This is a genomic window from Micromonospora sp. NBRC 110009, assembly GCF_030518795.1.
Classification (GTDB): Bacteria; Actinomycetota; Actinomycetes; order Mycobacteriales; family Micromonosporaceae; genus Micromonospora.
The window spans coordinates 6,017,946-6,036,774 of record NZ_CP130427.1 but is presented as its reverse complement, the minus strand read 5'-3'; the positions used below and the strand labels follow the sequence as shown (position 1 = coordinate 6,036,774).

Below are 18,829 nucleotides of genomic sequence, written 5' to 3'. Positions count from 1 at the left end.
GCAGGATGCCGGGCATGGACGACGACGTACGCGACTACCTGACCGGGCTGGTCGGCCGGGCCCGGACGGTGCTCGGCGCGAACCTGTTCGGCGCGTACGCGGCCGGCTCGGTGGGGCTGGGCGCGTACCAGCCCGGGCGCAGCGACGTGGACGTGGCGCTGGTGGTGGCCGGGCCGGTGGCCGGGCCGGCCAAGCGGGCGCTGGTCGACCGGCTGCGGCACGAGGCGCTCGCCTGCCCGGCGCGCGGCCTGGAACTGGTCGTCTACCGGCGGGACGTGGCCGCCTCCGGCACCCCGGAGCCGGGCTTCGAGGTCGAGCTCAACACCGGGGCGACCATGCCGTTCCGCGCCACCTACGACCCGGCCGACCGGCCGGCCGCCGACGGGCGGTTCTGGTACGCCCTCGACCGCAGCATTCTGCGCCAGTCCGGCCTGGCCCTGCTCGGCCCGCCCGCGGTCGACGTCTTCGCCGACCCGGCGCCGGAGGAGCTGCGCCGGCTGCTGGCCGCGGCGCTGGACTGGTGGCTGGCGCTGCCCACCCCCGAGGGGGACGCCCCGGCACCCGGCACCGAGGACGCCGTCCTCGGCGCCTGCCGTTCCCTGGCCCGGGTCCGCACCGGGCGCTGGCTGCCCAAGGTGGACGCCGGCCGGTGGGTGGTCGAGCGCGGGTGGCACGCCGAGCTGGTCGGCCGGGCGATCGCCGCCCGCCGGGACGGGCCGGCGCCCAGTGGCCCGGAGGCGCGCGCGTTCCAGCGGTGGGTCCGCGCCGAGGTCGCCGCAGGGCATTGACGCGGATCAGCGCCTTACTGTAAACAAGGCGTACTGGTCGATCGGGGAGGTCCCCATGCGACGCTCGGTACCCCTGGCCGCGTTCCTGCTCGCGCTCGCCACCACCACCCCGGCCGCCGCCGCGGCGCCATCCCGGGCGGTTCCCGCCCCGCTCGCCGCGACCCCGATCCAGGTCTACGGCGCCTGGCACTGCGGCAACGACTACTGCACCTGGGGCACGCCGCGCACCGTCACCCAGTTCGACAGCCAGAACCACTGGCTGATCGACCGGGGCGACGGCCGTCCCTCGGTCAACCTGGTGGTGCTGAGCTTCGTCAACCCGCTCGACCTGCTGCACCAGACCACCGATGCCACCACCCTCGGCGGCCTGCCGCGCGGTATGACCTCGGAGATCGTGCAGTACTTCACCGCGCACGGCGTCCGGGTCATGCTCTCCATCGGCGGCATCACCTACACCGACGACTGGGACGCCGCCCTCGCCGAGAACCCCACCCTGCTCGGCCAGCGGGCCGCGGCGGCGGCCACCGGGCTCGGCGTGGGCATCGAGATCGACTACGAGCAGAACACCGGGCCGAACCTGGCCGGGCTGCAGTCCTTCATCGACGCCTACCGGGCGGCGCACCCGTACGATGCGACCGGCGCCCGGCCCGAGGCGCGGCTCACCATCGACGTCGCCGCCGGCGACCGCTGGCTCATCGACCTCAACCGCAAGGCCACCGCCGACTGGCTGCGCACCGACGCGCCGGTCCTCGACTACGCCAACGCGATGGTTTCCGCCCGGCCCGCCTCGGCCAGCACCGCCCAGGCGAACTGGCAGGAGCACGTCGACGGCAAGCCGCAGTACAGTCCGCCGGTGCCGCCGCTCGCCCCGGCCAAGTTCACCGGCGGGGTCTACCTCGCGTACGGCGGCAAGCCGCTGCCGGAGTGCGTCGACTACGCCAACTCGGTGCAGAAGGCCGCCGCTCCGTACGTGCAGAGCGTCGCCCCGCACGGCGCAGGCAGCAGCTCCGGCCTGCTCGGCTACATGTTCTGGGCGGCCGAACGCCCGGCCACCCGGGGCATCGGCACGGTGCCCCCGAACACCTGCGAGGGCGGCGCCGGCGCGGGTGCGACGGCGCTCGCCGTCCCGGTGCCCATGCCGGCGCTGCGGCAGAGCTGACGGGCGACCGCCCCCCGGCCGGTGACCCGCCAGTAGGTGACCCGGACGCCCAGCTGCGCCCAGGTGAGGGTGTGTGACCCCGGCGCCCGCCCCGGTGGGGGTTGCGGCCGCGCGGTGGCCTTCCGCAGGGCGGCCAGGGTGGTGGAGCCGACCACGCCGTCCACCGCCAGCGACCGGGCCTGCTGGAACGCGCGGACCCAGGCACGGAGAACCCGCGCCCCGGGGGGACGCGGGTCCTCGACGCCGGCGCGCAGCCGGCGGTGGATCAGTAGACGGTCACGCCGTACGCGCTGGCCGCCTCGGTGACGGGCTGGAAGAAGGTGGTGCCGCCCGACCGGCAGTCACCGCTGCCGCCGGAGGTGATGCCGAGGGCCTTGGTGCCGTCGTAGAGCGGACCTCCGGAGTCGCCCGGCTCGGCGCAGACGGTCGTCTGGATCATGCCCTTCACGGTGCCGCTGCCCTGGTAGCGGACCGTCACGTTCAAGGCGGTCACGGTGCCGCTGTGGGTGCCGGTGGTCGACCCGGTGCGCTTGACCGCCTCGCCGACGAACGCGTTGGCCGCGCTGTAGCCGCCGGGGTGGGTCAGCGAGGTGTTGTCGTAGCGGACCAGGGCGTAGTCGTTGCCCGGGAAGCTGGAGCTGATCGTCGGGCCGATGAGGGTGGTGTGGCTGGAGTTGGTGTACCACGTGTTGGCGACGTCACCGCAGTGCCCGGCGGTGAGGAAGTAGTAGACGCCGGACTTGACCACGTTGAAGCCGAGCGAGCAACGGTACTGGCCGCCGTAGATGGCGTCACCGGCGGAGAGCAGCGGACGGAAGGTGCCTCGGGACCGGTCGACCCGGATCGCGCCGGCCTGGGCGCCGGCGCTCTTCTTGAGGGTGGCGACCTCGCCGGTGGAGACGCTCTCGTCGGCGGTCACCACGACCCGGTTGGCCGCCGCGTCCACGCGCCAGGCGATGCCCTCGACCCCGGAGGCCGCCACGGCGGCGTCGACGCGGGCGAGCTGGTCCGCGGTGTAGCTCGGGGCGGCCGAGGCGGTGCCCGGCACGGTGAAGGCGCCGGCGGCCACCAGGCCGACGGTCGCGGCGAGCAGGGGGGTGAGTCGGCTACGGCGGATTCTCACGGTCTCCTCCTAGGACGGTGAAGGCCGCCGGTTGCGTCGGCGTCCCTGCCGTTCCGCCGGGGTCGGCTCGGGGTTGACCCCGACGGACGCTGTAGCGGCGAGTATCTACCTAGGTCGATGCAATGTGCAAGGGGTGGATCGCGCCGGCCCGCCGCTGGTTAGGGTGGGCGGGGGAGGTGCGCCGATGACGTCGGAGATGAGCGGGTCCACGCTGGCCGGACTGGAGGCGGCGGTCCCGGGCGGGGTGCGGACCCGGGCCGCCGACCGGCTCCGGCTCGCCCACGACGCCTCGCACTACCTGCTGCACCCCCGGGCGGTGGTCACCCCGGCCGACGCCGACCAGGTCGCCGCCCTGCTGCGGCAGAGCCGCCGCTCCGGCACGCCGCTGACCTTCCGCTCCGGGGGTACCAGCCTCAGCGGCCAGGCGGTCACCGACCAGCTCCTCGTCGACACCCGCCGGCACTTCCGGGACCTGGCCGTCCTCGACGACGGCCGGCGGGTCCGGGTGCAGCCCGGCGTGGTGCTGCGGCAGGTCAACACCCGGCTCGCCCCGTACGGCCGCAAGCTGGGCCCGGACCCGGCCAGCGAGTCCGCCTGCACGGTCGGCGGGGTGGTCGCCAACAACTCCAGCGGGATGACCTGCGGCACCGAGTTCAACACCTACCGGACCCTGGAGTCGGTGCTGCTGGTGCTGCCCAGCGGCACCGTGCTCGACACGGGCGCCCCGGACGCCGACGACCGGCTGCGCGCCGCCGAGCCGCAGCTGCACGCCGGCCTGCTCCGGCTGCGCGACCGGGTGCGAAGCAACCCCGACTCGGTCCGCCGCATCCGCGCCCAGTACGCCATGAAGAACACCATGGGCTACGGGGTGAACGCGTTCCTCGACCACGACTCGCCCGCCGACCTGCTCACCCGGCTCGTGGTCGGCAGCGAGGGCACCCTCGCCTTCGTCGCGGCGGCGACCTTCCGCACCGTACCGGTGCACCGGCACGCCGCCTCGGGGCTGCTCGTCTTCGACACCCTGGGCGCGGCGATGGCCGCCATGCCGGCCCTCGTCGCCGCCGGTCCGGCGGCGATCGAGCTGCTCGACGCCGCCGCCCTGCGGGTCGCCCAGACCGACCCGAAGGCGGACGCCGCGCTGCGCGGCCTGCCGGTCCGGGAGCACGCCGCGCTGCTGGTCGAGTGGCAGGAGTCCGACCCGGACGCTCTCGCCGCGCGGCTGGCGGCGGCCCGGCCGGTGCTGGCCGACCTGCCGCTGACCGCCCCCGCCCGGCTCAGCGGCGAGGCGGCCGCCCGCGCCGCGCTGTGGCACATCCGCAAGGGTTTGTACGCGGCGGTCGCCGGCGCCCGCCCGTCCGGCACCACCGCGCTGCTGGAGGACATCGCCGTCCCGGTGGCCGCGCTCGCCGACACCTGCGCCACCCTCGCCGACCTCTTCGCCCGGCACCGGTACGAGCAGAGCGTGATCTTCGGGCACGCCAAGGACGGCAACCTGCACTTCATGCTCAACGAGCGGTTCTCCGGCGGTGCGGCGCCGGCGCGCTACGCCGACTTCACCGAGGAGATGGTCGACCTGGTGCTCGGCCACGGCGGCACGCTCAAGGCCGAGCACGGCACCGGCCGGGTGATGGCCCCCTACGTCCGCCGCCAGTTCGGCGACGAACTGTACGCGGTGATGCGCGAGCTGAAGACGCTCTGCGACCCCGACGGCGTGCTCAACCCCGGGGTGCTGCTCAGCGACGACCCCGAGATCCACATGCGCCACCTGAAGACCGTGCCGACCGTCGAACCCGAGGTCGACCGCTGCGTCGAGTGCGGCTACTGCGAGCCGGTCTGCCCCAGCCGCGACCTGACCACCACGCCCCGGCAGCGGATCGTGCTGCGCCGGGAGATCGCCGCCGCCCGCGCCGACGGCGACCTCGCCCTGGCGCGCGAGCTGACCGAGGCGTACGACTACGACGCGGTGGACACCTGCGCGGTCGACGGGATGTGCGCCACCGCCTGCCCGGTGCTGATCAACACCGGTGACCTGGTGAAGCGGCTGCGTACCGAACGCCACGGCGGGGTGGCGCAGGCCGGCTGGCGGGGCGCGGCCACCCGGTGGGGCACGGCCACCCGGGGCATGGCCCGCGGCCTCGACCTGGCCGGCGCGCTGCCGCCCGCGCTGCCCGAGGCCGCCACCCGGGCCGCCCGCGCGGTCCTCGGTGCCGAACGGGTCCCGCAGTGGCGCCGCGACCTGCCCCGCGGCGGCACGGCCCGCCGCCCGCGCCCGGTCGACGACCCGGACGCGGTCTTCGTCCCGTCCTGCCTCGGCACCCTCTTCGCCCCCGCCGAGGGCGGGTCGGGGGTGGCCGCCGCGCTGCTCACCCTCGCCGAGCGGGCCGGGGTACGGCTGCTCGTGCCCGAGGGCATCGGCGCCATGTGCTGCGGCACGCCGTGGTCGTCCAAGGGCCTCGGCGCCGGCTACCGGGCCGTGCGGGACCGGGTGCCGCCGGCGCTGCGGGCGGCCAGCCGCGACGGGGCGCTGCCGCTGGTCAGCGACGCGGCCTCGTGCACCGAGGGCTTCGCCAAGCTGCTCGCCGACGCCGGTGACCTGCGGGTGGTCGACGCGGTGGCGTACGCCGCCACCACGCTGCTGCCCCGGCTCACCGTCCGGCGCCGGCTCGGCTCCCTCGCCCTGCACCCGACCTGCTCGTCCACCCGGCTGGGGCTGGACGAGTCGCTGCTCGCCGTGGCCCGGGCGGTCGCCGACGAGGTGGTGGTGCCGGAGGGCTGGCAGTGCTGCGGCTTCGCCGGCGACCGGGGACTGCTGCACCCGGAGCTGACCGCCTCCGCCACCCGCGCCGAGGCCGCCGCCGTCGCGGCCCGCTCCTTCGACGGGTACGCGTCGGTGAACCGCACCTGCGAGATCGGGATGGCCAGGGCCACCGGGCAGCCGTACCGGCACCTGCTGGAGCTGCTGGCCGACGCCACCGTCTGACCCGCCGGGTGTCGCACCCGTCCCGTACGCTCCCCGCCATGTTCGAGGATCTGCCCCGGTTGGTCGGCGCCCTCCCGCCGGGGACGCTGCCGCCCGGCCGGATGGTGGAGCCGGAAGACGGCGGGCCGCCGCGATACTGGTTGAGCGACGCCGCGACCGACCCCGACGTCTGGGTGCGGATGCGGTCCCGCCATCGGGAGTCCGGGCTGTGGCCGCTGCTGCTGAGCGGGTTGTCCCGCGAGGAGAGTCGACCCTGGGCCGACGGCGAGGTCTACCCGGCCGGCATGTCGTCGCCGGACCAGCACGACGCGGCGGACCTGTTGGCCCGGTGGTGGGAAGACTGCACGGACACCGACGAGGACGACCTGCTCTCCTCGACCGACCGGGCCGCGGTGACCGCCCCGTTCCGGCAGACCTGGCCGGGGATCGCGCTGCCGGCCGACTCGACGGGGCCCGCCGCCCACTTCGCCGACCGGTACGCCGAGTTCCTGCTCCGCACCCCCGCCCGGCTCGGCCTGGTCCCGGCCGTCCGTGGGGCCGACGCGCTCGCCGTGACCGGCTGGTCCGGCCCGGCCAACCACACCAACGACACCGGCGAGATCGCCGCCGTCGTGCGGAGCTGGGAGGAACGGTTCGGCGCGCGGGTGGTCGGGGTCGGGTTCGACACCCTGCACCTCAGCGTCGCCGCCCCACCCGCCGCACCCGGGCACGCCCTGCGGGTCGCCGCCGAGCACTTCGCCTTCTGCCCCGACAACGTCTGGCAGGGCGCCGGCACGCTGACCGCCTACGCGGAGCAGCTCGTCGGCATGAACTCCTGGTCCTTCTGGTGGGACTGACCGCGGTCCGGCCGGTCGGGCGTGGTTGCGGTGCCGGGTAGCATCCGCGGCGTGTTACGAAGTTGGTGGCTTGCGGCGCTGATGCTGGCCTTCGGGTTGCTCGTCGCCGTCACCCAGGACGAGCCGTGGTTGGCCGGCGTCGAGTTCGTCATCTTCGTGGCGCTGGCCGTCCTGCTCTCCCCGCTGGTCTTTCCCAAGTCGCTGACCGCCGCGCAGGCGCAGGAGCGCAGCGCGCGCGACGGCCGGCCGATCGTGTACTGGCGGCCCGGCTGCCGGTTCTGTCTGCGGCTCCGGCGCCGGCTGGGCCCCCGGGCCGGTCGGGTGTACTGGGTCAACATCTGGAACGACCCGGACGGGGCGGCGGCGGTGCGGGCCATCACCGGTGGCGACGAGACGGTCCCGACCGTCGTGGCGGGCGGCGAGGCCGTGGTGAACCCGGAGCCGGGCTGGCTGGTGCAGCGGCTGACCGCGTGACGGCCGGTCAGAGCGTGCGGGTGAGCTCAGCGATGACCTCCGCCGCCGGGGCGGCCCGGGCGTCGCGCCAGCCGGTGCCGGCCCACAGGTGCAACCGGTCGGCGTCCCCGGCCTGCGCGGCGGCGGTGCGCAGCGGCCGGGTCAGGTGGTGCAGCGCGGGATAGCCCAGCGGGGCGTCCGCCTCGTACCGGTCGATGAAGTCGTTGCGCAGCCCGCGGGCCGGTCGGCCGGTGAACGCCCGGGTGACCACCGTCCGGTCCCGCCGGGGGTCGGCCAGCGCCTCCCGGTGGGTGCGGCTGGTGCCGGCCTCCTCCGCGCGCAGCAGCAGCGTGCCGACCAGGACGGCGGTGGCGCCGGCGGTGAGCGCGGCCCGCACGTCGTCGGCGCCACCGACCCCGCCCGCGCCGAGGACAGGCAGTCCGGTCCGGTCCCCGACCAGACCAACCAGCTCCGGCAGGGTGCGCAGCGGCGCCGGGGAGTCCGGGGTGAAGGTGCCGAAGTGCCCGCCGGCGTGCCCGCTCTGCGCGACCAGCCCGTCCACCCCGAGGTCGGCGGCGGCCGCGGCCTCCGCCGGGTCGGTCACCGTGACCAGCACCCGGCTACCGGCCCGCCGCAGGTCCCGCACGACGGTCGCGGACGGCAGGCCGAAGGTGAAGCTGACCACCGGCACCGGGTCGCGGACCAGGAGGTCGACCTTCGCCGTCCAGTGGTCGTCGTCCTCGGTGCGGGCCGCGGTCGCGAGGTCGAGCCCGTAGGGCGCGCCCTCGGCGGCGACCAGGGTTGCGTAGCGCCGGAACTCCGCCTCGCCGACCGGCACCGGGGTGGGCACGAAGACGTTCACCCCGAACGGCCGGCCGCCGCCGCGCACCGCGGCGATCTCGTCCGCCACCGCCTCCGGGGTCTTGTAGCCGGCGGCCAGGAACGGGAACGCATTGGCCGAGCCGACCGCCGCGACCAGGCCGGTGGTGGTCGGTCCACCAGCCATCGGCGCCGCCACGACCGGCACGTCCACCCCGAGCAGTTCCCCGCGTCGCCTGTCCACCGGACCAGTCTGCCCGCCGCGGCCCGGGGCTGCTGGCCGGTCCGCCGTGACGTCCCGCACCGCCGGCCGGCGAGCCGCGGGACCGGCCGATCCCCGGCGCGACCGTCCGGCGCGGTCTACCGTGCAGGAGGGCCGGGGTGTCACCGGACGTGTCGGACGGGGGTGGGACGGGGTGGCGGCATCGACGCGACCGCTGGCCGGCCGGGTCGCCGTGGTCACCGGCGCGGCCCGGGGCATCGGCCGGGCCGCGGCCGTGGCCCTCGCCGACGCCGGGGCGGACGTGGCCGGGGTGGACGTCGCCGGGCCGGTCAGCCCGATCCTGGACTTCCCGCCGGCCACCCCGGAGGATCTGGCCGAGACCGGCCGGTTGGTCACCGGGGCCGGCGTGCGCTGGTCCGCGCACGTCGCCGACCAGCGGGACATCGCCGCCGTCCGGGCGGTGGCCGAGGCGGTCGAGCGGGACCTCGGCGGGGTGGACGTGGTCTTCGCCAACGCCGGCATCCAGGCGTTCAAGCCCTTGCTGGAGATGGCCGACCGGGACTGGCACGACCAGATCGACGTCAACCTGACCGGTACGGCGAACGTGCTGCGGGTCTTCGCCCCGCTGCTGGTCCGCCGCGGCGGCGGGCGGATCATCGTCACCTCCTCCACACAGGGCCAGCACGGCACGACGCACGGGTCGGCGTACTCGGCGTCGAAGTGGGGCCTGATCGGGCTGGTGAAGTCGGCCGCGCTGGAGCTCGGCGGGCACGGGATCACCGTGAACGCGGTGATCCCCGGCCTGGTCGACACCACCCTCACCCGGCACGAGGACCGGTACGCGCAGGCGATCGTCGAGGGTGGTCGGACGCCGTCCGGGGACGCCGCCGCCGACGAGCGGACCGCGGTCGAGCTGCTGCGGGCGAAGACGCCGCTGGGCGTGCCCTGGGTGCGGCCGGAGGACATCGCGCCGCTGGTGGTGTTCCTCGCCTCCGACCAGGCACGGATGGTGAGTGGCACCTCGTTTGCCGCGACCGGCGGCGACAGCGCCCACGTCACCGCCTGAGCGCGGTCAGGCCAGCGGTTGCATCACCGCCCAGCCCGTACCGGTCCGGAGCTTGGTGGCGAAGCCGGTGCCCAGACCCCGGTAGAGGTACAGGTAGCCGGTGGCCTTCTCCACGGCGAACAGATCAGGGTAGCCGTCCCGGTCGAAGTCGCCGACGCCGACCAGGTCACGCATGCTGTTCCAGCCGCTGCCGACCTGCACCTTGGCGCCGAACCCGCCGGCCCGTCCGGGGTAGCGGAAGAGGTAGCCGGTGGCCTTCTGCCGGGCGAGGAGGTCTGGATAGCCGTCGCGGTCGAGGTCGCCGATCCCGGCCAGCTCGTCCATGCTGTTCCAGCCGTTGCCGACCAGCCGCCGAGCACCGAACGACGTGCCGCGGCCCGGGTAGAGGTACAGGTTCCCGGTGGAGGTCTGCACGGCGAGCAGGTCCCGATAGCCGTCGAGGTCGAAGTCGGCGGCGGGGGTGATCTCGCGCATCGAGTTCCAGCCGTTGCCGATGCGGACCCGACTGCTCCAACCCGACAGGGTGTGCGGATACAGCCACAGGTCGCCGGTCGCCCGGGTGCGGGCGATGACGTCCTCCTGACCGTCCCCGGTGAAGTCGGTCCGGATGATGGCGTTCATGCTGTTCCAGCCGACCCCGATGGCGGTGCGGGCGCTCAGCGAGGTCCCGTTGCCGGCGTAGCGGTACAGGTTGCCGGTGGCGGGCTCGCGGCTCAGCAGGTCGGACCAGCCGTTCCCGGTGAAGTCGCCGAAGGGGGTCCCCGGCAGCGGAGCCACGTCCAGGTAGTCGTTGTCGATGTTGATCGTCACGCCGCCCCAGGTCTCCACGTGGTCGCCCCGGTACTGCTTCATCCGCCGCTGCGGCGACCAGTACGAGCTGGGGACAGCCGGGTCGGCGACCGTGGCGTTCCCGTCCCAGCGGGCGAAGTCCAGGTAGTCCGGACGGACGTAGCCGGGCGTGCGGTAGGCGGCGACCTGGTCGGCGACGCCGGAGGCCATGCTGCTGTAGAAGCCGGAGAGGTAGCCGAGGTCGTGCAACCGCGCCGTCCACGCGCTCATGAAGGCGAGCACCGCGGACCGGCAGACCGGGTCGTCGGTGCGGTACGCCTCCAGGTCGAAGATCAGTACGCTCTCCGGCGCCAGGCCGAGCGCCTTCGCCTGGACCACCGCGTCCTCCGCCTGCGCGCGTCCCTGCGCCGCGGCGTTCGCCGGGTCGATGAGGTTGGGTTTGCTGGACGTCGTGCACGGTGCCTGCAGCCCGAGGTAGATCGGCATGAGATGCCAGCCGGCGGCCTGCTGGGTGGCGACCCACGAGGCGGTCAGGTTGGGCTGTGCGCATGCCCGGTTGATGCCGCCGAAGTAGATGGCGATCGCCCGGTAGGGCGAGGCCGCCAGCCACGCCTGCATCGTCGCGGCCGACGGGGCGGTGCACGCGTCGAAGCCCAGCCCGGTGAACGTGCCGGGCGCGGGGTCGGCCACCGCGAGGGCCGCCGGGCCGGCGGCCCCGGTCGGGGCGGCGGTGGTGCGGGCGGCGATGGTGTGGCCCGACGGAGGCGTCGCCCCGGCGAGCGCCAGCACCGTGACGGCGCCGATCAGGAGAGCACGGATCGGGTGGCGTCCGGTGCGCGGGAGATACAGGCTGTCCATGTCGGTCTCGCTTCTGATCCCGGTGACCGACCGAGTGGTCCTGCCTCTCAGGGCAGCAGGTCAGACGTCGCTCCACCAGGGCCGAACGGACCGTTTCGGCAGCTGTTCGGGAGGGCCGCCGGCGGTCGGTCGGCCGGGATCCTCAGGGGCACCACCCGGGGATCCCGGCCGACCGACCGCTCAGCCGGCGACGGAGGCCAGGTACCGCTCGGCGGCGTCCGGCGTCATGAACCAGTCCCGGAAGTCGTTCGGGTCGCTGAAGCCGTTGGCGAAGCGGCGGGCGATCACCGGGTTCCCCGCGGCCGCCCCGAGGATCTGCTGCACGTGCGGCGGCAGCGGCTGCAGCATCGCGTTGGTCCAACCGGTCACCGCCTCGCCCGCACCGGCCCAGAACCGTTCGAAGGTCTGCGTCATCCACTCCCGGTCGAACGGCCGGTCACCACGCTCCACGATCGACCCCAGGTACGCGTACGCGCACTTGGCGGCGGTGTTGCTGCCCTGACCGGTGATCGGGTCGTTGGCCACCACCACGTCGGCCATGCCCAGCACCAGCCCGCCCGAGGGCAGCTCTGCCACCGGCCGCCGCACCGTCGGGGTGTACCGGCCGGAGAGGGTGGCCCGGCCGTCGGTCAGCTCGACGTCGGCGCAGCGCTCGTAGACCCACGGGGTGTAGCGGCGGGCCAGGTCCAGGGTCAGCTTGAGGTGCTCGGCCGGGTCGCGCCGCTCGGTCCACAGGTCCAGCGGCCCGCCCGGCACCGCCTCCCAGAACAGGATCTCGCAGGGGCCGGAGTGGGTCACCCCGGGGATGACGAACAGCTCACCCAGCCCCGGCACGGCGTTGAAGCCGACGTGCGGCACCGGCCACAGCGGGTCGGGGGCCATGCCGTGCACGTACGCCACCGCCAGCCCGCGCTGCGGCGCATCGTAGACCGAGCGTTCCGGGTCCCGGTCGAAGGCGCCGACCAGGTCGCCCTTGCCGGCGGCCACGATGGTCAGGTCGTAGCGGCCCAGTCGGGTCAGCCCGTCGAGGTCTGAGGTCGTCACCGTCTGGTAAAGCACCGTCCCGCCGCGCTGCTCGACCAGTTCCAGCCAGGCGGCCATCTTCACCCGCTGGTCGACGCTCTGGGCCGGCTCGTCCAGCGGGCACGGGATGCGCAGCGCCCGCTCGCCGGGCGGGGCGGACAGCGAGACGTGCAGCCCCTCGATCTGGGGCGTCTGCTGCTGCCAGAGGTCCAGTCCGTACCGGCGTTCGGTGCTCAGCGCGGTGGTGAACATCGCCTGGGTGCTCATCACCCAGCCCCGGCGGATCTCGTCCGGGGTCCGGGCCGACATCACGGTCACGTCGTAACCCTCGGCGAGCAGGCTCAGGGCGAGCTGGAGCCCGGACTGCCCGGCCCCGACGATCAGGATCTTGCGCATGGTTCCTCCAGGTTGAGCTACCGCGCCGTGAGCGGGCCCGCGGTGGGCCGAGCGGTGCGGGACATGGTGTGTTCCACGACGGCCAGCAGCGCCCGGGCCACCGACGACGGGTCGCGGGCGTCGCAGGCGACCAGGGGTACGCCGGCGGCGAGGGCGAGCGCTTCGCGGACCTCGTCGAGCGGGTGGTGCAGCGCCCCGTCGAAGAGGTTCACGCAGACCACGAACGGCACGTCGCTGTCCTGCTCGAAGTAGTTGATCGCCGGGAACGAGGCGGCCAGGTTCCGGGTGTCGGCGAGCACCAGCGCGCCGACCGCGCCCCGGCACAGGTCGTCCCACATTGGCCAGAACCGGGGCTGGCCCGGCGTGCCGAACAGGTAGAGCACGAGGTCGGGACCGATGGTCAGCCGGCCGAAGTCCATCGCCACGGTGGTGGTCTTCTTGTCGATCCCCGGGTCCATCCGGTCGACGGTCTCGCTGGCCGCGGTCATCCACGCCTCGGTGTTGATCGGCGGGATCTCCGAGATGGACCCGACGCAGGTGGTCTTGCCGACGCCGAAGCCGCCGGCGATGACGATCTTCGCCGAGGTCAGCACCGGGGTGTCAGGCAAGCTTGCGGAGGCCATCGCGCAGTCTCTCCAGGAGGCGGAAGTCGACGTTGTCGTGGTCGGTGTGGACGAGCAGCCGGTCGGTGGCGGCCAGGTCGTCGACGACCACCCGGGTGACCCCCAGCGACATCCCGCAGACCGCGGAGAGTTCGGCGACGGAGCGCGCCGTCCGGCGGGCCTGTTCGTACAGGGACCGGGCCTCGGGCAGCAGCCCGGAGGCGAACACGGCGTCGTAGTAGGGCACGGACACCAGGGTGTGCACCAGCAACGGCTGCCGGGTGCGCGTCCGACCGGCGGTCAGCACGTACGGCCGCACCTTCCAGTACCTCATCGGCATGATCAGCTTCCTTCGGCCGGGTCAGCGGGACTGACTGGCGGTCATCCGATGCAGCTCGTGGCGGACGGCCGGGGTGAGGGCGTGCCACACCGCGCTGACGAACTGCGTCATCCGGTAGGACACGACCCGCAGGTCGCAGCCGGGGGCGGCGGCCACCGCGAGCCCCGCCGACTCGCCGACCCGCATGAACAGCAGGTGCCCGCGCGGCAGCCGGACGGTCAGATACTCGGAGGCGCCGAGCTCCAGCAGGGCCGCGCTGCGGTCGGCCATGCTCAGCAGCCCCGCGGTCAGCGCGGAGAGCTGGTCGCCGAGGTCCCGGTCGACGGTGCGGGAGGCGGCGAGTTGGAGACCGTCCAGCGACACCAGCATCGCGTGGGTGACCCCGGGCACGTCCTCGGCGAATTGACGGATCAGCCAGGCACAGTCCGGCACCCCCTGGCCCGGGGTCGCCGTACCGCTGCGGGGGTATGCGTGGGTCATCGCTGCTGTCCTTCGTCGCTGGTGGTCAGGGCGTCGCTGACGCCGGCGGCGAAGGCCGCCGTCTCGTCCGGCCACGCCTCGGGTGGGGATCCGGGGCCGGCGTCGGCCGGGGGCGGCGGCATCGCCGGGACCTGGTCACGGACGCTTCCCGGCACCCGCTGGGGCAGGCCGCCGGACGACTGCTTCGCGGGGGCCGGGCCGCGCAGCGTGGTCAGGGGCATGGTCGGCGAGTTGGTGCTGTCCTGGGCCGCGGCCATCTGGGTGCTCCTGAGGTGGGTCCCGCCCCCGGCCGGCGGGGGCGGCCAGGCCGGGGGCGGGACGGGTGCGCCGGCCGGACCCGGACCGGGCGGTGACCGCCAGGCCGAGGCTGGAGCGGGCGCACCGGACGGGTCCGGCCCCGGCGCCGCGGGGATCTCGCAGAGCAGCGCGCCGGGGACGAACACGGTTGCCGTGGTGCCGCCGGAGGGCCGGTTGGTGAGGGTGACCCGGAGCCGTTGCGCGACGGCCAGGTGGGCCACCACGGCGAGCCCGAGGTGGGCCGCCGGGTCGAGGGTGACCGGCGTGATCGGCCGGCCGCCGAGCAGGGCGTTGAGCTGGGTCAGGTGATCGGGGTGGATGCCCACCCCGGCGTCCTCGATCCGCAGCAGGACGCTGCCGTCCTCGGTGATGAACGCCGACACGATCACCGGGGCGGTGGGCGGGGAGAACCGGGCGGCGTTGTCCAGCAGTTCGGTGAGCACCCGGATCACGTCGTCGGCGGCGAACTCGAGGACCGCGAGGTCCAGCACGTGGCCCACCTGGATGCGGGGGTAGTGCTCGATGGCCGAGCTGGCGGCCCGGATGACGTCCACCAGGGTCACGGTCTGCGGGTCGGCGTCCTCGACGCGGCGGCCCAGCAGTACCTGGAGGTTCTCCGCGTGCCGCCGGATCCGGGTGTTGGCGTGGTCGATCCGGTAGAGCCGCTCCAACCGGTCGGGGTCCTGCTCGTCGGCCTCGACCGCCTCCAGGTGGGAGCCCATCTGGTAGGCGGAGGCCATGATCCGCATCGCGAACTGCTCGCAGATCGCCGGCCAGGGACTGGGCGGCGGCTCCTCGGGCGTCGGCGGTGGCGGCTCGGGCGTCTCCGGTGGAGTGACGTCCCACTGAGCAACCGTCGGATCCAACCAGCGCGCCGCCCGCTGCCGCCAGGTCGCCCGGCGGTGGCCCGCCGAGGCTGCTGGGGTGATGTCGGTGCTTCTCACGAAATTACCGGCCTGTCCGTGATGATCGGCTCTGGCATGGTGCAGCAGTCAACACCGTTTGTGCGTCGATTGCAACGGCCAAGGTCAACTTGGGGCGGTTTTCACACCCGTCGCGCCGCACTGCCACGATCTGTCCATCGGCCTCGGCCGCCGAAACGCAACAGCCGGTCGGAGGAACTTTCCCGGCGGACCGGCCGGGAGCCGGCCGCCGGGCGTCCGGACCGCTCCGGCATGATCATGCGAGCGACGTCGAGCGGGGAGGAGCCGGGCGGATGACAGTGGAGGTGCCGCACGGCGGCCGGGTGCTTTTCATCGGCGACAGCATCACCGACGCCGGACGGGACCGGACCTGCGGAGACGACCTCGGCACCGGGTACGCGATGATGGCCGCGGCCTGGTTCACCGCCCGGCACCCCGGCCACCGGGCCACCTTCCGCAACCGGGGCGTCAGCGGCGACCGGGTACGCGACCTGCGCGCCCGCTGGGAGCAGGACTGCCTGGCCCTCGCCCCGCAGGTGGTCTCCGTCCTGATCGGCGTCAACGACACCTGGCAGCGCTACACCCGGGACGACCCGACCAGCGCCGCCGACTTCGCCCGCGACTACCGGCATATCCTGGCCGGCGCCCGCCGGCAGGGCGCGCGGCTGATCCTCGTCGAGCCGTTCCTCGTCCCGCTCGACGACGAGCAGCGCGGCTGGCGGGCGGACCTCGACCCGAAGGTCGAGGTGGTTCGCACGCTCGCCGCCGAGTTCGACGCGACGCTGGTCGCGGTGGACGACCTGTTCCAGGCCGCCGAGGTGGACGACCGGGTGTGGACCCGCGACGGCGTGCACCCGACCCCGTTCGGGCACGCGCTGATCGCCCAGGCCTGGCTGCGCGCGGTCACCCCGGCGACCTGAGGGCCGGGCGCGGCCTCAGTCCGTCAGGTCGAGCTGGACCGTGGCGATCTGCCACGCCCGCAGCGGCAGCCGGACCAGCCCGCCGTCGACCGGGAGCGGGTCGCCCGGCCGGCCGAGCAGGTCGGCCCGCCAAGCGCCGCGGACGTCGCGGCCGGCGCCGACGACAGCCGTGGTGTCGCGGCTCGCCACCACCCGCAGCTCGACCCGCCCGTCCCGGTCCCGGACGCTGGTCAGGGTGACGCCGTCCCCGTCGACGGTCAGCCCGGTCACCGGCGCCGGCAGCCCGGCGGCCGGGTCGCCGTTGCCCGGGAACGCCAGCAGCCCGTGCCGGTACGCCTCGGCCGCCGTCGCCACCCCGGCGGGGTCCCAGTCACCCCGGTACGGCAGCACGGCGAGGTCGACGCTGCGTTCGCCCCGGCACTGCGCGAGCGGAGTGGGCAGCTGCGGGCCGGCGGGCTCGTCGCGCAGGGCGTGCCGGTTGCGGGACAGCATCCCGATCGAGCGCAGCACGGTGACCGCCAGCTCCCGACCGGCGTCGACCAGCTCGTACTCGGTCGGCTGGGTCAACAGGACGCCGAGCGAACCCTCCGGGCCGCCGGCGGCGACGAACCCGTTGGCCGGGAACGTCGGCAGCGGCACCTCGCCGCCGCCACCTTCGGCGGTCAACCCACGCTCCACGACCGCGAACTGACCCTCCGCGTACGACGCGGCCGCCGGTGCGGGCAGCGGCAGGTGCAGGCGTACCCGGTGGTCGTCGCAGCGGTTGTCGAAGCTCAGCCGCAGCCGGGCGAAGCGCTCACCGGCCCGGACCTCCACCCGGGTGGTCACCACGGTCGCCTCCCGGTCCACCCGGCGTGACCCGGCGTCCACGTCGGCGCCGACCGGCCAGCGGTACTCGCGGACCACGTCGAGCACGGCGAGCACCGGGCCGTCGTGCACCACCACGGTCCGCACCGCGCGGGGCTTGTCGATCAGCTCGTCGGCGGCCGGCGGGGCGTAGTTGTAGCTGTCGCCCACGTCGCCGCCGTCGACGATCCGGCCGACCCCGTCGACGCGCACCCCGTCCGGGGTGGACAGCCCCAGCGTGCCGTCCTCGGCCACCTCGACGCGGAGCAGGCCGTTGTCGACGGTCCGGTCGGTCACCGTGACCGGCGCCGGCAGCGCCGGCGCGTCCGCCGGCAGCGCCACCGGGCGGACCGCGGCCAGGCCGAGCGGCGGCGCGGTGACCAGCGCGGCGACGGTCGCCCGCGGGGCGGCGACGATGCGTACCCGCCAGCGGTCCGGGCCGGCCGCGTCGGCGAGCGCCAGCCGCACGTCCTCGACGTCGAACGTCGGGTCGCCGTGCCGCGCCACCTCGAAGGTGAGGGTGGCGTCGGCGGGCGACACCGACCAGGCGGTGATCTCCTGCCCGTACAGCTCGGTCCCGTGCACCCGGGTGAGGATCGCCGGCAGCTCGGCCGCCGGCACCACGTCGTCGGCGAGCACCGTCCGGGCCCGGTCGAGGACCTGGGCGGGGGCGACCGTCCCGTCGGCGTCGACCAGGCCGACCGGCCCGTCCGCGGGCGCCTCGACGTCGAGGCGGACGAGGGCGGTGCGGGCGGCCGGGGTCGGGTTGAACAGCAGGTACCCGTCGCGCGGCACCGCGGCGGCGAGCCGCGCCCCGACCAGGTCGCAGACCGCCCGCCCGAGCTGGTCCGCCTCGGCGAGCCGGGCGGCCACCTGCTCGGCGGTCTCGTCGCAGCCGCACCCGGTCACCGAGTCGTGGCAGCTCGCGTCGATCAGCCGGGTCCAGGCCATGTCCAGGAACCGCTGCACGGACGGGTCGTGGAAGAGCGCGGCGAGGGGTTCGGCGTACCGCTCCACCCGTCGCTCGGCCCGCCCCATCGCCTGCTTCAGGTGGGCGCGCACGGAGATCACGCCGGGCAGGATGTTGGCCCGGGCGTGCGAGCGCAGCTCGCCGGCCACCACGGGCAGCCCGTCCACCGTGGTCGGCTGGGTGGCGAAGTACTCCGCCAGGGTGCCGAGCCGCAGGCGTACCCCGTCCACCGCGGCGGCGGCGAGTCGGTCCGGGGCGTCCGGTGCCGGCGCCGCGTGGTCCGTGCCGTACATCGCCAGCACGGGCGTGCCGTCGTCCGTCGCCCGCCAGCCCCGCAGCCGCTCGGCCAGGTCAACGGCCCGGCGGGTGACCAGCCGCGGGTCGTCCATCAGCCCGGCGGCGTTGCCGTAGCCACCCGGCAGGTACTCGGTGCGGATCGCGGTGCCGTCCGGGGAGCGCCAGGCGAAGCTGTGCGAGCGCACCCGGTCCGGCACGCCCCGGAACACGCAGGCGTGGGCCAGCCCCGCGCCGGCCAGGAGCTGCGGCATCTGCGCGATGTGGCCGAACATGTCGGGCAGGTAGCCGACCGGCATCGCCCCACCCAGGGTCGCGCTGCGGGCCAGCCCGCGCTCCAGGTTGCGGACGATGTTCTCGCCGGAGCAGAGGAACTCGTCCAGCAGGATCTGCCACGGCCCGATCGCCAGCCGCCCGGCCCGGACCAGTGCCTCCACCTGCTCCCGGCGCTCGGGCCGCACCTCCAGGTAGTCGTCGACCGCGGCCAGCTGGCCGTCCAGGGTGAACCGCTGCCGCTCGTCCCGCGCCATCCGGTCGAACACCTCGTCGAGCAGCGCCACCAGCCGCAGCCGGAACCGCTGGAACGGCTCGTACCACTCCCGGTCCCAGTGGGTGTGCGGCACCACGATGATCTCGGTCGTCAC

Annotated in this window: 16 protein-coding genes; 7 read left to right on the top strand and 9 right to left on the bottom strand. The window is 74.8% G+C overall.

What is annotated here, in order from left to right; all coding sequences use genetic code 11:
- Positions 1-14 precede the first annotated feature (14 nt).
- Both Q2K19_RS28575 and Q2K19_RS28570 read left to right on the top strand, forming a co-directional pair.
- A complete protein-coding gene (locus Q2K19_RS28575) occupies positions 15-788 on the top strand; it encodes a nucleotidyltransferase domain-containing protein (protein ID WP_302765217.1) in 774 nt (257 codons plus the stop codon).
- A gap of 55 nt (positions 789-843) precedes the next feature.
- The gene (locus Q2K19_RS28570) at positions 844-1,947 is read left to right on the top strand and encodes a glycoside hydrolase family 18 protein (RefSeq protein WP_302765216.1); all 1,104 of its coding nucleotides are present in this window, start codon (positions 844-846) and stop codon (positions 1,945-1,947) included.
- Between the two features lie 265 nt (positions 1,948-2,212).
- On the opposite strand, the gene Q2K19_RS28565 is transcribed toward Q2K19_RS28570, so the two are convergent.
- Positions 2,213-3,070: a S1 family peptidase gene (locus tag Q2K19_RS28565; protein ID WP_302765215.1), complete on the bottom strand. Its 858-nt coding sequence runs from the start codon at positions 3,068-3,070 to the stop codon at positions 2,213-2,215.
- A 184-nt stretch (positions 3,071-3,254) separates the two neighbouring features.
- On the opposite strand from Q2K19_RS28565, the gene Q2K19_RS28560 reads away from it, so the two are divergent.
- Genes Q2K19_RS28560 through Q2K19_RS28550 form a run of 3 tightly spaced genes read left to right on the top strand, consistent with a single transcriptional unit; the run spans position 3,255 to position 7,360 of the window.
- Entirely contained in the window at positions 3,255-6,050 is a 2,796-nt protein-coding gene (locus tag Q2K19_RS28560; protein WP_302765214.1) for an FAD-binding and (Fe-S)-binding domain-containing protein, read from the top strand.
- Between the two features lie 38 nt (positions 6,051-6,088).
- Positions 6,089-6,886: a DUF4253 domain-containing protein gene (locus Q2K19_RS28555; protein ID WP_302765213.1), complete on the top strand. Its 798-nt coding sequence runs from the start codon at positions 6,089-6,091 to the stop codon at positions 6,884-6,886.
- 51 nt (positions 6,887-6,937) lie between these two features.
- The gene (locus tag Q2K19_RS28550; protein ID WP_302765212.1) at positions 6,938-7,360 is read left to right on the top strand and encodes a glutaredoxin domain-containing protein; all 423 of its coding nucleotides are present in this window, start codon (positions 6,938-6,940) and stop codon (positions 7,358-7,360) included.
- A 7-nt stretch (positions 7,361-7,367) separates the two neighbouring features.
- Here Q2K19_RS28550 and Q2K19_RS28545 read toward each other — a convergent pair whose 3' ends face one another.
- Entirely contained in the window at positions 7,368-8,402 is a 1,035-nt protein-coding gene (locus Q2K19_RS28545; protein ID WP_302765211.1) for an NAD(P)H-dependent flavin oxidoreductase, read from the bottom strand.
- Between the two features lie 172 nt (positions 8,403-8,574).
- Between Q2K19_RS28545 and Q2K19_RS28540 the strand changes: the two genes are divergently transcribed.
- A complete protein-coding gene (locus Q2K19_RS28540; protein ID WP_302765210.1) occupies positions 8,575-9,447 on the top strand; it encodes an SDR family NAD(P)-dependent oxidoreductase in 873 nt (290 codons plus the stop codon).
- Between the two features lie 6 nt (positions 9,448-9,453).
- Here Q2K19_RS28540 and Q2K19_RS28535 read toward each other — a convergent pair whose 3' ends face one another.
- From Q2K19_RS28535 to Q2K19_RS28510, 6 genes are all read right to left on the bottom strand, one after another.
- A complete protein-coding gene (locus tag Q2K19_RS28535) occupies positions 9,454-11,094 on the bottom strand; it encodes a glycoside hydrolase domain-containing protein (RefSeq protein WP_302765209.1) in 1,641 nt (546 codons plus the stop codon).
- A gap of 180 nt (positions 11,095-11,274) precedes the next feature.
- On the bottom strand, positions 11,275-12,513 hold the full coding sequence (locus Q2K19_RS28530; RefSeq protein WP_302765208.1) for a styrene monooxygenase/indole monooxygenase family protein: 1,239 nt from the start codon (positions 12,511-12,513) through the stop codon (positions 11,275-11,277).
- 17 nt (positions 12,514-12,530) lie between these two features.
- Entirely contained in the window at positions 12,531-13,136 is a 606-nt protein-coding gene (locus Q2K19_RS28525) for a GTP-binding protein (RefSeq protein ID WP_302765207.1), read from the bottom strand.
- Positions 13,114-13,455 carry a DUF742 domain-containing protein gene (locus tag Q2K19_RS28520; protein ID WP_302765206.1) on the bottom strand — a complete coding sequence of 114 codons (342 nt, stop codon included), beginning with the start codon at positions 13,453-13,455 and terminating at the stop codon, positions 13,114-13,116. Before Q2K19_RS28520 ends, Q2K19_RS28525 begins: the two co-directional genes overlap by 23 nt.
- 21 nt (positions 13,456-13,476) lie before the next feature.
- A complete protein-coding gene (locus tag Q2K19_RS28515) occupies positions 13,477-13,935 on the bottom strand; it encodes a roadblock/LC7 domain-containing protein (RefSeq protein ID WP_302765205.1) in 459 nt (152 codons plus the stop codon).
- Complete coding sequence (locus Q2K19_RS28510; RefSeq protein ID WP_302765204.1) at positions 13,932-15,176, bottom strand: sensor histidine kinase; 1,245 nt, start codon at positions 15,174-15,176, stop codon at positions 13,932-13,934. The genes Q2K19_RS28515 and Q2K19_RS28510 overlap by 4 nt, the downstream gene beginning before the upstream one ends.
- Positions 15,177-15,448: 272 nt before the next feature.
- Here Q2K19_RS28510 and Q2K19_RS28505 point away from each other — a divergent pair, with 272 nt between their 5' ends.
- Positions 15,449-16,075, top strand: a complete 627-nt coding sequence (locus Q2K19_RS28505; protein WP_302765203.1) for an SGNH/GDSL hydrolase family protein — start codon at positions 15,449-15,451, stop codon at positions 16,073-16,075.
- Between the two features lie 15 nt (positions 16,076-16,090).
- Here the strand turns inward: Q2K19_RS28505 and Q2K19_RS28500 are convergent, their stop codons facing one another.
- Positions 16,091-18,829, bottom strand: coding sequence for a glycoside hydrolase family 38 N-terminal domain-containing protein (locus tag Q2K19_RS28500; protein WP_302765202.1), 2,739 nt, complete (start codon positions 18,827-18,829; stop codon positions 16,091-16,093).

Bases quoted from the DNA above. Each gene is read 5' to 3' on its own strand.
- Q2K19_RS28575 (WP_302765217.1), top strand. From the start codon at position 15: ATGGACGACGACGTACGCGACTACCTGACCGGGCTGGTCGGCCGGGCC.
- Q2K19_RS28570 (WP_302765216.1), top strand. From the start codon at position 844: ATGCGACGCTCGGTACCCCTGGCCGCGTTCCTGCTCGCGCTCGCCACC.
- Q2K19_RS28560 (WP_302765214.1), top strand. From the start codon at position 3,255: ATGACGTCGGAGATGAGCGGGTCCACGCTGGCCGGACTGGAGGCGGCG.
- Q2K19_RS28555 (WP_302765213.1), top strand. From the start codon at position 6,089: ATGTTCGAGGATCTGCCCCGGTTGGTCGGCGCCCTCCCGCCGGGGACG.
- Q2K19_RS28535 (WP_302765209.1), bottom strand. From the start codon at position 11,094: ATGGACAGCCTGTATCTCCCGCGCACCGGACGCCACCCGATCCGTGCT.
- Q2K19_RS28530 (WP_302765208.1), bottom strand. From the start codon at position 12,513: ATGCGCAAGATCCTGATCGTCGGGGCCGGGCAGTCCGGGCTCCAGCTC.
- Q2K19_RS28525 (WP_302765207.1), bottom strand. From the start codon at position 13,136: ATGGCCTCCGCAAGCTTGCCTGACACCCCGGTGCTGACCTCGGCGAAG.
- Q2K19_RS28520 (WP_302765206.1), bottom strand. From the start codon at position 13,455: ATGCCGATGAGGTACTGGAAGGTGCGGCCGTACGTGCTGACCGCCGGT.
- Q2K19_RS28515 (WP_302765205.1), bottom strand. From the start codon at position 13,935: ATGACCCACGCATACCCCCGCAGCGGTACGGCGACCCCGGGCCAGGGG.
- Q2K19_RS28505 (WP_302765203.1), top strand. From the start codon at position 15,449: ATGACAGTGGAGGTGCCGCACGGCGGCCGGGTGCTTTTCATCGGCGAC.